Origin of the sequence: Paenibacillus sp. MER TA 81-3 (assembly GCF_023713585.1) — a bacterium.
Classification (GTDB): domain Bacteria; phylum Bacillota; class Bacilli; order Paenibacillales; family Paenibacillaceae; genus Paenibacillus_B; species Paenibacillus_B profundus.
This window is the reverse complement of the sequence record NZ_JAMAWB010000013.1, coordinates 114,029-130,142: the sequence shown is the minus strand read 5'-3', so window position 1 is coordinate 130,142 and position 16,114 is coordinate 114,029. Positions and strand designations below refer to the sequence as shown.

Here is a 16,114-nt window from a genome sequence, read left to right as displayed (position 1 = left end):
GGAGCAAACATTAGTGAATTCGGAATTATCAGAATTTGCAAGGGGAATTATCTCATATCTCCGACCCTACAAAAAGTGGACCATTTTAGCATCCGGATCGTTGCTAGTTACGGTTATTCTTGATGTGATTGTAGGAGATTTAATCAATAGGATGATTGAAAAAGCACTTTCGATTGATCAAGAATTATGGGTAATAATAGCTATATTAATTGGTACGGTAATTATAGGGGTATTTACAACATATTTTTCTAAATACTATAGTATTCGTACCGCAACACTCACTATAAAAGATTTGAGGGAAGTACTCGTTGCTAAAATACCAAGAGTCCCTTTGTCTTACATAGAAAAACAAAAATCAGGGGATATTGCTTCAAAGTTATCCAATGATACTTCTTTAATTGAGAATTTTTTGAAGAATGACTTAATGAATCTACTTTATCAACCTCTTGTATTTATAGCGGCCTTTTGCTATTTATTATTTATTAACTGGAAAATGCTGATTGTTAGCGTGATCATTATACCAACGTTTATGTTTTTAGCCAATTACATTAGTAAATTCATTGGAAAATCAACAGAAACATATCAAATTCGTATGGGGGATGTAAGCGCATTTGTAAAAGAAAGTATCGATGGAATGGAAGTAATTAATACATTTAATTTACAAAATCATAGAATTAAAAATTTCGAAAAAAGCTTAAATAGTTCAATGGATTCTTTTCTAAAAATCGAACGGCTGCGTTCACTTATACCACCTATTAGTATGGTTTCACAAGCTGTTCCATATGCAATTACAATTTTGTATGGTGGTTACTTAACTTTACATAATGAGCTGAATCCAGGACAATTACTAGCCTTTATATATTTGTTAAAATATTTGGTTAGGCCTCCTGTCACATTACCTTGGTTGTTGAGTAATTTAAGGCAAGCATCCTCAGCTTTCAAGCGTATAAGTGAAATTATCCGTCTTCCAGAAGAATGGGACGAAAAAAAGAGAACAACAATGGCGAATGATCAAGAAGCGGCAAATTTTTCACTTATGTTAGATGGGGTTTCTTACACCTATAATGACTCAAACAGAGTTCTGAATAAAATTGATTTACATGTTAGTGCTAATCATATGATAGCTATCGTAGGTCCAAGTGGAAGTGGAAAAAGTACATTAATTAAAATAATGTGTGGGCTTTATGAACCAGAAGAAGGGACAGTTAAGATATTTGGTACAGAATTTAGTAAAGATACATTTGCAATACTAAGGGAAAAAGTTTCTTTCGTGCCACAGGAAACCTTTTTATTCCCTGTCTCGATCTCAGAGAACATTCGTTATGGAAAATTAAATGCTTCTGAATCGGAGATTATGAATGCTGCACAGGCTTCCAATGCATCAGATTTTATTATGGAAATGGAAAATGCATTTGAAACAAAGATTCTGGAAAATGGAGTTAACTTATCAGGCGGCCAGAAACAAAGAATAGGAGTAGCAAGGGCTTTAGTAAGAAACTCTTCGATCATAGTTTTTGATGAACCTACTTCTTCACTTGACAAAATTTCAGAGGAATACATACAAAATTCGATTTCACAATTACGTGGGAGTCGAACAATAGTTATTGTCACACATAGATTATCTACAATAATGCAGGCAGATGAGATTTACGTAATGGATAAGGGAAGGATTATTTCGCGAGGTTCCCACGAAGAGTTGTTACGTTCATGTAAGCTATATCAACAATTGTGTTCTTCTTTTGCATGAGATAATAGGAGGTTGGTGCATGAACCATCAAAAATATAGCTTATGGTCATTTTTAAAACCTCAATTGTTTGTGTATTCATTTGGCATAGTAGGGGACTGTGCTGTCACTGCAAGTTTAATTGTTTTGCAAGCATTTGCATGGAAGGATTTATTTGATGCATCAGTTACGTTAAGTGGAGACTTGTTAATCAGAAGTTCATTGTTTTTCTTAGTTCCAATCATTCTTCTAGTGACTATCTCACCTATCTTTTATTATTTATATCAACGATCAGTGAAAAAAATAATGAATTCCATTATGTTGGCAACATTCAGAAAAATTAATTGCATGCCGAGCGACTATCTTCAACAACATCACAGCGGAAACCTACTTTCTCTCTTTAATAATGATATTAGAGCAATTGAAACTTTATTCACTTCACAAATTAAAGCAATTGTATTTCATATCATAATTAGTCTTAGTTCTATTATTTCAATGTTATTACTTAATTGGAAAATTGGATTATTTCTAATTAGCATTGGAGTACTTTCTGCAATAGTCATTAGCTTTTATTCAAAACAACTACGTTCAATAAGTGATTCCATACAAAGGAGACTTGCTGTTAGGACTGCTCGATTGCTCGATATAATAGCAGGAGTAAATGTTATAAAGATGTTTAATTTATCCTCCATTGTTGTTGGACAATTTAATAGGGTGAATAAAGGAAATGTGTGCTTAGAAGTATCTCGAGGTAAAAAGGTTGCTAAACTGGAATGTGCGAATTACTTGATTGGATTTATAAACTTTGGTGGAGCATTTGCAGTGGGTGCAATAATGCTCTCTAATGGTAGTATTGGTTTAGGAACACTTACGGCATTAGTGCAGTTAAGCATAAGTGTGTCGTCCTCTTTCTTGCAAATAGGAGGAGTTTTTGCGCAATTACAAACTTCGCTTGCTGGTTCGAGACGACTAGAACAGCTTTTTTTAGAACAAGAGGATATTCTCCTTGAGAAGCCAAAGGTAATCTCAACTGCTAGTGTAAGTCTTAGATTTAATAATGTTAGTTTCAATTATTTGAATTCCGAAAAACAAGTACTAAATAATGTAAATATAACATTCCCAGAAAGGGGGATGATCGCACTAGTGGGGGAGAGTGGAAGTGGAAAATCAACCATAGCTAAGTTATTAATGGGTGTTCATGCCCCAACTGCGGGTGACATTTATCTTAATGATGTTTCCTATAGTAATATATCAACACAAGAGATTCGAGAGGAAATATCGTTTGTTCCCCAAAATGCATTTTTATTTAATGGCAGTATAGAAGAAAATATTCGATTGGGTAATTTAGAGGCTAGTCGTGAGGAAATAGTTTCAGCTGCAATTGCTGCTAACGCACATGAATTTATTGAGGCACTAGAGAATGGTTACTCAACTGAAATTGGAGAGAATGGTTTTAATTTGTCAGGAGGACAAAGACAGCGAATTGCGTTAGCAAGGGCCTTAGTCAGAAACTCATCAATAATAATTTTAGACGAGGCTACTTCTGCTTTAGATGCTAAATCAGAAGAACTAATAAACTTGGCAATTAAACAGTTATCCTTATCTAAATGCTTGATCGTTATCACGCATGGATTGAAAACAATGCTGAGTGCTGATCAAATTTATGTTCTTGATTCTGGGCAAATTGTTCAAGAAGGTAAGCCTGAACAATTGCGAAAAGTCAATGGAGTTTTTCAACAACTTATCTCAGTTTAATAAAAGGAGATGTTAGTATGGGAATTAATTCTGATAAGAAAAAACAAATTGCAATTGATGATATTGACTATCTTGAACTTTATGTAGGGAATGCTAAACAAGCAGCTTTTTTCTTTCAAAAACTTTTTGGTTTTAAAACTATTGCGTATAGTAGTTTGGAAACGGGGAACAGAGAACATACATCCTATGTTCTCTCAAACAATGAAATTACTATAGTAGTTACAGCTGCGAATACATCAGACTGTTACATTGCGGATTATGTAAAAAAACATGGGGATAGCATTAGTAATATTGCGTTCACCGTCGAGAATCTGTCTAAAGCATACGAATTTGCAGTACATAAGGGAGCTATTGTAGTAGAAGAGCCAGTATCAATTATGGAAGGCGAAGGATATTATGCATATGCAAAAATAAAAGCTTTTGGTGAAGTGGTGCATACCTTTGTTGAAAAGAAAAATTACTCCGGAGTTTTTGCGCCAGGTTTTGTTGCGATTGACGATTCAATTGTTAGTGATAAAGAGCAACCCAATCTCTTAAGGGTCGATCATCTTGCTATATGCGTAGAAAATATGAACGAATGGATTAACTATTATGAACAAATTTTTGGATTCGATTTATTAAATTCATTTACTAAAGATGAGATTAGCTCGAAATCTTCGTCATTGATGACAAAAATCTTAAAGAATGGTAGTGAACGTGTAAAACTCTCTATTATTGAACCGGCAGTAGGAAAGAAAAATTCACAAATAAATGAGTTTTTACAATATCATAACGGTCCTGGTATTCAACACATAGCTTTGTTAACAGACGATATTATCCAGTGTATTAATTCTTTAAAGAAAAATGGAGTTGAATTCCTATATGTTCCAAAAGAATATTATGAAGCACTTAACTCAAGGGTTGGGGAAATAGATGAATCAATTAATGATTTAAGACGACTTCAAGTTCTTGTCGACCGCGATGAGGAAGGATACTTACTCCAGATTTTTGGTAAGCCAATTACTAACCGTCCTACTTTGTTCTTTGAGATTATACAAAGGAAAGGTTCGAGGGGATTCGGAAATGGAAATATTAAAGCTTTGTTCGAAGCAGTAGAACGAGAACAAGCACGAAGAGGTAATTTATAATCATACTAAAATATTTATAACAACTTAGTTTCTTTTGGTTTGCACTGTCATAAAAAATGGAGGTAATATGCAGAAAGTACTTGTGCTAGGTGGTACTCGTTTTGTAGGGAAATTACTTGTAGAGAAGCTTTTGCTTAAAGACTATGATGTAACTATTGCTAATAGAGGAATAACAGTTGATAGTTTTGGGGATACAGTTAAGCGAATTATCGTAGATCGGTGTGACACTAATTCTATGCAAGAGGCCCTAGGTAATAAGGAATGGGACATTGTATGCGATTTTGTATGTTTTAATGCAGTGGATGCTTTAGAGTCAGTTGAAATATTTAAAGAAAGAATAAACCATTATTTCAATATTTCCTCTCAGGCAGTATACGGATTCTATAATCAACCATTAAAAGAATCCGACTTTGATTCTTCCACATACCAATTTCAATGGAAGAATAGGTTTGATTATGATTACATTGAGGGCAAAAAATCAGCGGAAGCAGTTTTCAGACAGAAGGCTACGTTCCCAGTTACATCAGTGAGATTTCCTTATATTCTAGGAAGAGATGATTACTCCAATAGACTTGATTTTTATGTTAACCATATAAGAAATGAAACCCGAATTAATGTTTCAAATTTACAGGCTAAGATGTCTTTCATTTCTTCTGAGGAAGCTTCGGATTTTTTAACTTGGTTGTTTAATAACAGAGACATAGATGGGCCAATAAATGCTTGTTCCGATGAGGCCTTGACGACACAAGGATTCTTAACAGCAATTGCTAACACTATGGGGAAAGAGATTAAACTGTCTCAAAACCTAATTGCTCAAAACAAAGGTCCTTATGACAGTGAATTTTCATGGTACATGTGTAATTCTTATGCAAAGAATAAAGGCTTTAATTTTAACACTACAAATGAATGGTTAACTTCGTTAGTAAAAAGTAAATATGTAATTGCTTCAAACATAAAGTAAATAAATGTACAATGAAGAAGAATTGGAGGAATTGTAAACCTTTTAGTGTTTAACAAAGTTTTAAAAATCCCTGCTCATGTCCAGTGTAGGAAGGGTGGGGATATTTGAAACTTAGTATTTAAAAGAAGAATTGAATGATATGTATTGAAGAATATGTACATATCTGCAAGGGGCGCAAATATATTGTAAAAGAAATTATGCTAACCACCCTTGATTATTAACCGTAAGGGGATCATATCTATCAGCTCATTGAAAAGTAAATACCGTACTTTATCTAAATGCAATAAGACCAAAGCTGTCATAAAAGGAGAATATATTATGATGAATTACAGTAAAGTATTACCTATTAATGAGTCACCATTAGTAGGTTTCTTGAGATGGCCATATACCTTATCGATTACAGCCACAGAAGAAAAAACGATTCAATGGTTTTATTCGAATTTCATACAAGTTTTTGTGAATAAACATTATTATGAAAATAAATCTGAATTCAATTTTAATTTTTTTAGAGGACGTCAATATGAATTTTACAACAATCCATTCCTTATTACTACAAGATTAGGTAATGATATTTTGAGAAATATTACAAATGATATTGTGGATTTCTACATCGAGTGTATTAATCTTGGTTATTATGTAGTTGCTTTTATTGATGAGTATTATATCCATAACAAACCAACATTTAAGAAAAATCATCTTCCCCATCATTTATTAATTTTTGGGTATAATCTACACGAAAAAGTATTTTATACATACGGATTCAATAACGAAATGCAATTTGTGACTAGTTTGATTCCATTCGATGAAATTGCAGTAGCCTATAATTCGATTGAAAAGTTATTATCCAACGGAGAACTCAAGGATAATCCTGATAACTCCAATTTTTTGTTGAAATTTAACGAGAATCATAATTATGTTTTTGATAAAAATGCTGTTTCCAAACAAATTTATGAATACTTAAACTCAAAATCTAATGTAGGTTATTTAAATTATAATAATGATAATAATGTCTTTGGTTTAGAGACATATAATTATTTGAAACAATATTATGAACGTATTCTTGATGGTACTGATGTACATAAGGGAGGATTCTTAAGAAGCCTGCATGTTTTGTGGGAGCACAAAAAGCTTATGCTTGAAAGAATAAATTATTTAGCTAAAAATAACATTATCACCACTGACAATAATGAGTTATATAACAAATTTAAAGGAATTGAAGAGGAAGTATTAAATATGAGGAACTCTGCTATAAAATATAATATAACTAATGACGTCTCTTATATTATTAATATTATTGAGACATTTGAAACCATAAAACTGAGGGAAGAAGCGGAGTTAAAAAGATTGCTAGACGCTCTGAATTAATCTTATTCAGTGTAAACAACATAACATTTTTATCAACCGACGGCTATTGTTCGGTGATGAAAAATGAGGAATCGTTGTGTCAGTATTTCTTACTGTTATCTATGCACAAGATAAGAAATCGGACATATTTACCGAAATTAAATTTTGCTTGCTCATCTGCTGTTGTCCCAAGTGTTCTAATGCTTTAAAGTTGCCCCCTCAACTCATTAGGGAATGATCCCCGATTGTGAGACAGGGATTAATAATTTGTAAGTTGTTTAAATACCCGTCGTCGATAAACAATCGATCGACGGGTTATTTAGTATCGATTGAATGCGAATAGAATTATAATAGTCCATGTACTTGTATATTGTCTATTTAAATGATTGAAGTGGGGAACCTCTCGAGAGATAGAATATACTAGAGTTTTATTGTGAAATGAAATGTTTGATGGGGGACCATCGGCAGGCGTTCCTTTATGGGACATGCTCATGGTATGGACTTTTGCGGAACCCCAAAAAGTCGTGGTCAACTTGCACATGTCCTGCATGCGGCGGGTCACGATATCATGAGAAAGTTATGTCTTCCCAACTTATGGGGTATTCCATTTACGATCTAACATCCATGCAGTTAGATGAGTTAATTGAGGCTCTTCAGAAGATCAATGTGCCTATGGCTAAACCCATTGTGCACGGCATTGTGGAACGGTTAAAAAATCTTTGTGATGTTGGGCTGAGTTATTTGACGCTGACAAGAGAAACACCAACTTTATCCGACGGTGAATCCCAAAGGGTAAAAATGATGAAATATTTGTCTAGTACCTTGACAGGGTTAATGTATATTTTTGATGAACCAAGCACGGGCCTTCATCCAAGCGATGTATACCGATTAAATGAATTACTTGTCAAATTGCGTGACAAGGGAAATACCGTATTAGTCGTGGAGCATGATCTGTCAAAAGAAAATAAAGTATTAGACTAGTAACGCCCCATTACGCTAACGGGCAGCATTCCTATAATGAAGAAATATGAGATTTGAGAAACAAAAAGACTCCTTGGTATGATGTTTATGGGTCCCATATGCTGGCCAGCGACCGGAACCAAAAACAAACCAAGGAGACTACAAGATGCATTCTACTCAAAATGAACGAATTAATCAAATCACTTCTACTACACTCATCGTGGGTGTAGATATTGCAAAGTTCAAACATGTGGCTCGCGCACAAGACTTCCGCGGAGTCGAGTATGGGAAGCCAATTACTTTTGAGAACAGTCGGGAAGGGTTTGAGTTATTCGTAGGCTGGTATCAGAAGATCATGAAAGAACAGACCTGCAAGGAGGTCATAGTCGGTATGGAACCGACTGGTCATTACTGGTTGAACCTTGCACATTACCTAAAAGAACAACAAGTTTTATGCGTCGTGGTGAACCCACTGCATGTGAAGAAAAGCAAAGAACTGGATGACAACTCACCGACCAAGAATGACACTAAAGACGCTAAAGTCATCGCACAGCTAGTCAAAGATGGAAGATACGCCGTACCGAATCTTCCCCAAGGTATCTATGCAGAGCTGCGGGAAGCCATGAAAATTCGCGATCATCTATCGACTGACCTGCGTGTAGTACAAGGACGTGTTCATAACTGGCTGGATCGGTACTTTCCGGAATTACTTACAGTTTTTAAGGATTGGGAATGCAAGTCGGCCCTTCAAATGCTCAGCCTTTATTTGCTGCCGCATGAACTTGTTTCAAGGTCAGACGAGTTTTTGCTGGGACATCTAAGGGAAGCTGCCAAGCGTGGACTCGGCCTGGGACGCGTGAAGAGCCTGAAAGCCGCGGCCAGTCGTTCAATAGGCATGAAACAAGGTGCAGAGCTAGCCAAGATGGAGCTTCAGCTACTATTGGTACAGTACGAACTGCTCCAATGTAAGTTCGAAGAGCTTGATGCAAAGTTGGAAGAGCTGATGAAGCAAATCCCATATGTTCAGAAATTGCTGGCGATTAAAGGGATTGGTCGGGATACAATAGCCGGATTCCTGGCTAAAGTTGGTGACATCCGTCAGTACCGACATCCCAAGCAGATCGTAAAACTCGCAGGATTAAACTTAAGGGAAAATACATCGGGCAAACACAAAGGACAGACCAAAATTACGAAGAGAGGCAGGAAGCGACTTCGAGCCTTGCTCTTCCGTGTCGTGATGCCACTGGTAGCGAAGAACGGAGCTTTTAAAGCATTGCACGAGTATTATACCAAGCGGCCAGATAATCCGCTGAAAAAGATGCAATCTCTCATCGCCCTGTGTAACAAGCTTATTCGGATCCTGTTCGGCATCATGAAAAAGGGACATGAATTCAGTGAAGAAAAAATGATGCAGGATATCCCTCGATTCATGGAAGTACCACTAGCAGCTTAAATACAGCAGCATCTTCTTAGAAATTGAAGTCGTAACAAACAACTGACAACTAAAGCACGGATGAGTCGGAACGGCACTAACATACGGACGAAGATCCTGTCGGGCAGCATATCTGACCTCCACCTCATGGACAGGTTGAATGAAGGAATGTGGGAGCGTAGACTCTGTGAGACATGGGAGGGTTGACCACCATGAGCCAATGTGGGGATCCATAGGTGCAACCATACTTTACCGAATTAACCACTTTTTACAGAGAAGAGGTTTAGGTGAGGATGTTTTTGCGCTTCCTGTAGCCCCATAATTTACATCACCTTCAAATCAAATCCATGAATAAGTTGTCTTTTAACTATGCAACATGGTCAAATTCTAAGAAAACGCGAGCATTTAAGAGAAAGGTGATTCTTCATAGAGGGACGTTAGTTCAATAAAACAGCGACAGTCTAGGACTTTATTTTCTCGTCCTTGGCTGTCGCTGTTTCAATTTCAAGGTTCAGTCTATAACTTATTTTATGGAGTTTGACGGTATGACAATTAGAAAAGCCGCGTGGAATAAAGCCATCCAGTCTAATACTTTATTTTCTGCTGACATGATCCTGATGTCATTCAAATTGCAGATCATATCATAGATGTTGGACCGAATGCAGGCTCCGGTGGCGGAAGAATTATGTATAGCGGCAGTTACCAGGGATTATTGTCTTCAGGTACGCTTACAGCCAAATATGTAAGCAGTCAAGCAGAAATAAATACAACACCAAGGCCGGTTTCCGAGTTTCTTGAAAGCCAAAAAAGCAGCCTTCATAATTTGAAAGGTGTGTTCACTGCTGTTACGGGAGTTGCCGGGTCTGGTAAAAGCACACTCGTAAACGAAATTTTTGCTAAAGATTTCCCTGAGGCAATCCGCATTGACCAAAGCCCGGTGCACGCCAACAGCCGCTCCAATCCGGCGACCTTTACTGACATGATGTCATCCATCCGTAATGCAGCGATTGTCAAGGTAGCCGTTTCAAACAAGAGGTGCTCCAATACTTGTACAATGGCAAGAATAATGTTGAGATCATGGAGATGTCCGTGGTAGATGCTTTGGAATTTTTTGAAGCGAAAGACATTCGGAGAAAGTTAAAAAGCCTGGAGACAGTCGGTCTTGGCTATCTCTCGTTAGGGCAGCCGCTGGACACGTTATCCGGTGGGGAATGCCAACGGCTCGAGCTGGCAAAGGAACTAAACACAAAGGGGAACATCTATATTCTTGAAGAACCGACGACTGGATTGCATAGGTCAGATGTCTCCAATATCCTGAGGAGCATCAATAAATTCGTGGAGAAGGGCAATACAGTTGTTGTCATTGAACATAACTTGGACGTAATCCGGAATAGTGATTGGATCATTGACTTGGGCCCAGATGGTGGTACTGGTGGCGGAGAAATCTTATACGAAGGGCCACCACTGGGTATTCTGGATTGTAAGCGCTCAGTTACAGCGCAATATTTATAGACGATGATTTACACCGTATTTTCCAATCCGTTCGACGCGACTTGGTTATATAGCTGACAGTTTATAAAAGGGAGCTCACCCGCTGTACGCTGCGGAGCTCCCTTTTATCAGTTTTAATCTCTTATTTTACCATTTTGGCGTATTCAGAGGACTTAATACCGGCTTGACGGCCGAATATGATGATTTCCGCGACTGAATTACCACCGATTCGGTTCTCTCCGTGCAGACCTCCAGTAACTTCACCCGCGGAAAAAAGACCCGGAATCGCTTTTCCGTCTTTGTCCAACACTTCCGTATTCGTGTTGATTCGCACACCGCCCATCGTGTAGTGAATTCCTGGGCCGATTTTGATGGCGTAGTACGGCGCAGCGGTAAGGTCATAATCCATTCCCGTCTTTCTGCCGAACTCGGCGTCTTTTTTATTTTTTACCGCACTGTTCCAGCTATCGAGGGTCTTTTGTAATTGATCCGCCGGTACGCCGATTTCTTCAGCCAGCGCCTTGATTGTGTCCTTTGTCTTCACAAAGCCCATTTTTTCATATTGTTCGACGGCTTTGGAGCGTGATTTGACGCCTGAATCGAATACAAGGAAAGCGTTTTTCTCCGGCAGCTTAGTGATCGCCTCGGTTACGCTGTCACGAGCAGCCATCTCGTTAATGAACCGTTTGCCTTTGCTCGTTATGAGAATTGCGCCTTCACCGCGTACCGCTTCGCCGATGAGGTAGGAGTTTTCCTGCTGCACCGTCGGGTGAACCTGGATCTGTTCCATATCGACCGTGTTGCCTCCCATTTTTTCGATCATTTTTATGCCGTCGCCGGTGCTTCCTTTTTGGTTAGTCGTCACATAGCCTTCTAGATCTGGCCGAACCTTGGCGATGATGTCCATGTTGGCGCCAAATCCTCCAGCCGTGATCACGACGGATTTCGCAGCGATCGTTTTTTCGCCATTCTGACCGAAGACAACTTTCACCCCGTTCGCTTTTCCAGCTTGTTTCGTAATTTCTTTGACATTGGCATTGACGAATATCGGGATGCTCTTCTCTTGAACGTTCTTCAGTAAGCCGGTCACAAGATACTGGCCAACGGCGGAGCCGTCTTTGGGACGATGGGTGCGTTTCTCGCTCATGCCGCCCGTGATCGTGATATTGTTCAATGTGATGCCGATGGAATCCAGCCACTCGATGGCTTTGGCTGAATTGTCGACGAAAAAGTGAAGCATATCCTTATTGTTCGTGTTATGTCCACCTTTTAATGTCTCTTCGTAAAATAAATCATTATTGTCCGAAATGCCCTGCTCCTTTTGGAATTTCGTTCCCGATGCGTTCATGCCGGAAGACGCTTTGCTTGTATTGCCGCCTGCAACCGGCATTTTCTCGAGAATGACTGGATTCATGCCTGCGGCTTTGGCTTCAAGCGCGGCAGTCATGCCTGCGCCGCCCGCGCCAACGATCACGATGTCGTAACTCTTTTTTAGCTCCTCAAGCGGCGTATAACTCGCCATCGATGCACCCGACGCAGCATCTTTTTTCCCTTTATCCTTCTCTTTTTGCGCAGTGTTGTTCGTGCCCGCGTTCTTCTCCGGTTTCTTGCTTACGTTTCCGCATCCTGATAGGATGAGCAGGATGGAGAGCAGAAGAATCAGGGCAATGTTTGATTTTTTTCGCATCATGTAATCCTCCACTACTGAATTTCTACTGTCTCTAGGATGAACATAAGGAGCCTAACCCCCAAAGAGTGCCCTTCCGACTGCTACGGTAAAGTCTCCGGGGTTGCTCTGGACTCTCTTGCGATTCATCACATATAGCATGTCAATTTCCACTTTTTATTATTTGTGAAAATCTCCAAACTCAATACTTTTGCATTTGACTTTTCCATTAGGGGAAGGTGTACAGTGAAATGGAACAAAGATCTGGAAAGCATGTAGTCCGTGTAAAACTACGAAGAATGGAGGTGACCTCTTGCTATCGATTGGAGAATTCTCAAAGATATGCGGAGTATCTACAAAAACGCTTCGATATTATGATGAAATTGGATTAATTCATCCTGATGAGATAAATCCTGAAAGCGGTTATCGGTATTATTCCATCCGGCAACTAAAAAAGATGCTCTTTATTAACCGATTGAAATCTTATCATTTTTCTCTGGAAGAAATTAAATCCATTCTGGAATGGGAAGAGGATCAATCCGAAGAGATTCTTTGTTCCGCCCTTAATCGCAAGAGAAGGGAAATACAGCAAGAGCTGAATGCTCTTGAACATATCCTCAAACTAATGACTCATGATATTTTAACTTTAGAGAAGGGCACACCGATTATGTCATACCTTGACAATATAGAAGTACAACTTGTTGAAACCCAGCCAATGAATATCCTTTATATGCGCCGGATGATGAGTAGCGATGACTATGCTGCAGGATATGGAAAGTATTTTAGCAGGCTCTATGAAAAGATTGCTGCTGAAAAACTCATCTTGCTAGGTACTCCAATGACGATTTATCACAGCCCTGAATACAATCCTGCCGGCAATGATACAGAGTTTGCTATCCCGATAGAAGAGGCTGTAAAGGGAACGAGAGATTTGCCTGGAGGCCTTTGTGCGAAGTCTGTTGTAAAGGGTTCATATGAAGAATTGACATCGGTATATGCCAAGCTGAGGGAATGGGTAGAAAAGGAAGGATATGAATTGGTGAAATCACCATATGAAGTATATGTAACCGACCCCATTCAAGCCACCGTTCATAAGGATATGGTTACCGAGGTGTATTTTCCTGTAAAGAAAAAATAGAAGCAAGACCTGACATTTTCCTTAACGCTTGCTAAAAAAACTCTTTAAGAGAGGTACTACCTATAATGAACATAAACAACTGGCCAACGACAGAATGGCAAGCCGTAGCGCCGGCAACCTTGAGAATAGACCCTGAAAAGCTGTCAGAGCTTGAACCTATGATAAAAGCCGAGTACAGCAATATAAACGGTATTGTTGTTGTGAGAAATGCATCTATTGCTTATGAAAGATATTATAATGGCTATGGCCCGGATGATACGTACCATGTGGCATCTGTAACGAAAAGTATAATATCTGCCCTTATTGGTATTGCCATAGATGCTGGATATATAAAAAATGTAGATCAGAAGGTGCTGGATTTTTTCCCCGAATATGTACCCGATGCTGCTGATAAGCAGAAACAAGAAATCACCATACGCCATCTTCTCACGATGACGGCTCCTTATCCATTTGAGGACTGGCACGAACCGCTGGACAAGATGTGTATGCAGCCTGACTGGGTAACGTATACGCTGGATATGCTAGGCCAAAAAGGAAGTATTGGAGCTTTTAAGTATTCCACCGCAGGGGCGCATCTGCTTTCAGCCATCATCACTCGCAGCACAGGACAAAGTGCCCGTGAGTTTGCCAACGAACGCTTATTTACACCCATCGGCATGAAAGAAATCCCGGATTATGAAATGAAGTCATTCGGGTTTGAGGATTTATTCGGGAAGAATGTGAAAGGGTGGGTGAAAGACCCAAACCATAACTCCACAGGAGGATGGGGGCTTACGCTAAGTCCACGTGATATGGCACGTTTTGGTGTTCTCTACCTGAACCGTGGCATTTGGGACAATAACCAGATTATGTCGGGGACATGGATTGACGAATCAATAGCGATGAACACCAATCATTACGGTTATCTATGGTGGTTACGCGAAGAGGACGGCGTGTATGCATACTCAGCACTAGGCGATGGCGGTAATGTCATTTGTTGCATTCCAGACAAAGACCTGGTCGTAGCCATTGCATCCGAATTCATGATGAATCCTCGTGATAGATGGACACTGATTAAGGAATGTATTATTCCGGCAGTAATAGACTAAATATTTGATCGCCAAGCTCGACAAACTTGATGGGGAGTTGGCAGGGGTAATCTAGTCATGCTCGCTGCTATAGTATGGGAAATGCAGAGTTGCCGTCTTTAACCAATGTACCTGAAGTGCCTATCAACTCCGAGATCGACCTACAGAAGGTTTGAAATAAATGGTTCATGTTATGCAACCATGCGAGGTTCGCTATAATGGATACAGAGAGTTAGGAAAGGAATGTAATCATGAAGAAAGTCATCATAGTCGGAGCAGGAATTCTTGGGGCATCAACAGCATACCAGTTAGTAAAAATGGGTGCAGATGTCCTTCTTGTAGACCGAAAAGATAGAGGACAGGCTACAGATGCTGCTGCCGGCATTATCTGCCCCTGGCTATCACAGCGACGCAATAAAGCTTGGTACCAGTTAGCAAAGGCCGGCGCATATTTTTATCCTGGATTAGTTAAAGAACTCAAAAGCGAGGGCGAAACAGAAACAGGCTATGCTCAAGTCGGCGCTCTTTGTATCCATGATGATTTGGTGAAGCTCAGAAAGATGGAGGAGCGGGCACATGTACGAAAAGCGGATGCACCGGAAATCGGTGACATTACCCAGCTTAATGAAAAAGAAACCCAAGAGCGGTTTCCGCTGTTAGCAGAAGACTATCATTCTGTTCATATTAGCGGTGCCGCTCGGGTAGATGGTCGTGCGCTGCGCGATGCATTACTCCGATCTGCACAAAGAAACGGGGCGGTCTTGATCGATGGGGATGCCACGCTTCAATATGAGTCGAACCGTGTAACAGGAGTAGCCGTCGGTGAGAAAAGCTTCTCGTCTGATCTCGTTATTGTATGTGCAGGGGCATGGGAAAATCCACTACTTCAGCCTTTAGGGCTTCACTTTAAGGTGAATTTTCAAAAAGCACAAATTATGCATTTACACGTTCCTGATCAACAGGACATTGGCAGTTGGCCTTTAGTTATGCCGCCTTCTGATCAATATATGCTCACCTTTGACCATCAAAAAATCGTTATAGGGGCAACTCATGAAAATGAGATCGAAGGCTACGATACGAGAGTAACAGCAGGAGGAATACAGGAAATCCTGAATAAAGGGCTAACATTGGCACCAAAATTAGCAAACAGCACTTTACAGGAGATAAGAGTCGGTTTTCGTCCGTTTACACCCGGTTTTCTCCCAGTGATCGGCGCTGTCCCTGGCTGGGATGGTCTTATAACGGCAAATGGACTGGGATCATCCGGATTGACGGTAGGACCCTATCTGGGAAGCCAGCTGGCAAAATTGGCAGTAGGAATGGAGCTGGATATCGATCTAAATGATTATGATATTCGAAAAGCATTGGATGAAAATTGAACAAATAGATACATCTTTTGAACAGATTCGCCGCTAACTTCTCATTCTTAGAAGCATAGCGGCGTTTTTC

General features: G+C 39.5%; 11 protein-coding genes and 1 pseudogene. 11 read left to right on the top strand and 1 reads right to left on the bottom strand.

Annotated features, from left to right (window positions below; genetic code table 11):
- The first annotated feature begins 13 nt into the window (after window positions 1-13).
- From M3650_RS19485 to M3650_RS33180, 8 genes and pseudogenes are all read left to right on the top strand, one after another.
- Complete coding sequence (locus M3650_RS19485) at window positions 14-1,747, top strand: ABC transporter ATP-binding protein (RefSeq protein ID WP_251577026.1); 1,734 nt, start codon at window positions 14-16, stop codon at window positions 1,745-1,747.
- A 19-nt stretch (window positions 1,748-1,766) separates the two neighbouring features.
- On the top strand, window positions 1,767-3,479 hold the full coding sequence (locus tag M3650_RS19480; RefSeq protein ID WP_251577025.1) for an ABC transporter ATP-binding protein: 1,713 nt from the start codon (window positions 1,767-1,769) through the stop codon (window positions 3,477-3,479).
- 17 nt (window positions 3,480-3,496) lie between these two features.
- Window positions 3,497-4,606, top strand: a complete 1,110-nt coding sequence (gene hppD, locus M3650_RS19475) for a 4-hydroxyphenylpyruvate dioxygenase (protein WP_251577024.1) — start codon at window positions 3,497-3,499, stop codon at window positions 4,604-4,606.
- 67 nt (window positions 4,607-4,673) lie between these two features.
- Window positions 4,674-5,567: an NAD-dependent epimerase/dehydratase family protein gene (locus tag M3650_RS19470; RefSeq protein ID WP_251577023.1), complete on the top strand. Its 894-nt coding sequence runs from the start codon at window positions 4,674-4,676 to the stop codon at window positions 5,565-5,567.
- 321 nt (window positions 5,568-5,888) lie between these two features.
- Window positions 5,889-6,932 carry a hypothetical protein gene (locus M3650_RS19465; protein WP_251577022.1) on the top strand — a complete coding sequence of 348 codons (1,044 nt, stop codon included), beginning with the start codon at window positions 5,889-5,891 and terminating at the stop codon, window positions 6,930-6,932.
- 651 nt (window positions 6,933-7,583) lie between these two features.
- Window positions 7,584-7,892, top strand: a complete 309-nt coding sequence (locus M3650_RS19460) for an excinuclease ABC subunit UvrA (protein WP_251577021.1) — start codon at window positions 7,584-7,586, stop codon at window positions 7,890-7,892.
- 145 nt (window positions 7,893-8,037) lie between these two features.
- Complete coding sequence (locus M3650_RS19455) at window positions 8,038-9,324, top strand: IS110 family RNA-guided transposase (protein ID WP_251577020.1); 1,287 nt, start codon at window positions 8,038-8,040, stop codon at window positions 9,322-9,324.
- A gap of 769 nt (window positions 9,325-10,093) precedes the next feature.
- Window positions 10,094-10,815: pseudogene (locus tag M3650_RS33180) on the top strand (ATP-binding cassette domain-containing protein); the annotation flags it as partial.
- Window positions 10,816-10,936: 121 nt separating this feature from the next.
- Here the strand turns inward: M3650_RS33180 and M3650_RS19440 are convergent.
- Window positions 10,937-12,481 carry a flavocytochrome c gene (locus M3650_RS19440; RefSeq protein WP_251577017.1) on the bottom strand — a complete coding sequence of 515 codons (1,545 nt, stop codon included), beginning with the start codon at window positions 12,479-12,481 and terminating at the stop codon, window positions 10,937-10,939.
- A 292-nt stretch (window positions 12,482-12,773) separates the two neighbouring features.
- Here M3650_RS19440 and M3650_RS19435 point away from each other — a divergent pair, with 292 nt between their 5' ends.
- The 3 genes from M3650_RS19435 (at window position 12,774) to M3650_RS19425 (ending at window position 16,044) form a co-directional block, all read left to right on the top strand.
- The gene (locus tag M3650_RS19435) at window positions 12,774-13,598 is read left to right on the top strand and encodes a MerR family transcriptional regulator (protein WP_251577016.1); all 825 of its coding nucleotides are present in this window, start codon (window positions 12,774-12,776) and stop codon (window positions 13,596-13,598) included.
- Between the two features lie 65 nt (window positions 13,599-13,663).
- Window positions 13,664-14,686, top strand: coding sequence for a serine hydrolase domain-containing protein (locus M3650_RS19430; protein WP_251577015.1), 1,023 nt, complete (start codon window positions 13,664-13,666; stop codon window positions 14,684-14,686).
- A 230-nt stretch (window positions 14,687-14,916) separates the two neighbouring features.
- A complete protein-coding gene (locus M3650_RS19425; RefSeq protein WP_251577014.1) occupies window positions 14,917-16,044 on the top strand; it encodes an NAD(P)/FAD-dependent oxidoreductase in 1,128 nt (375 codons plus the stop codon).
- Window positions 16,045-16,114 lie beyond the last annotated feature (70 nt).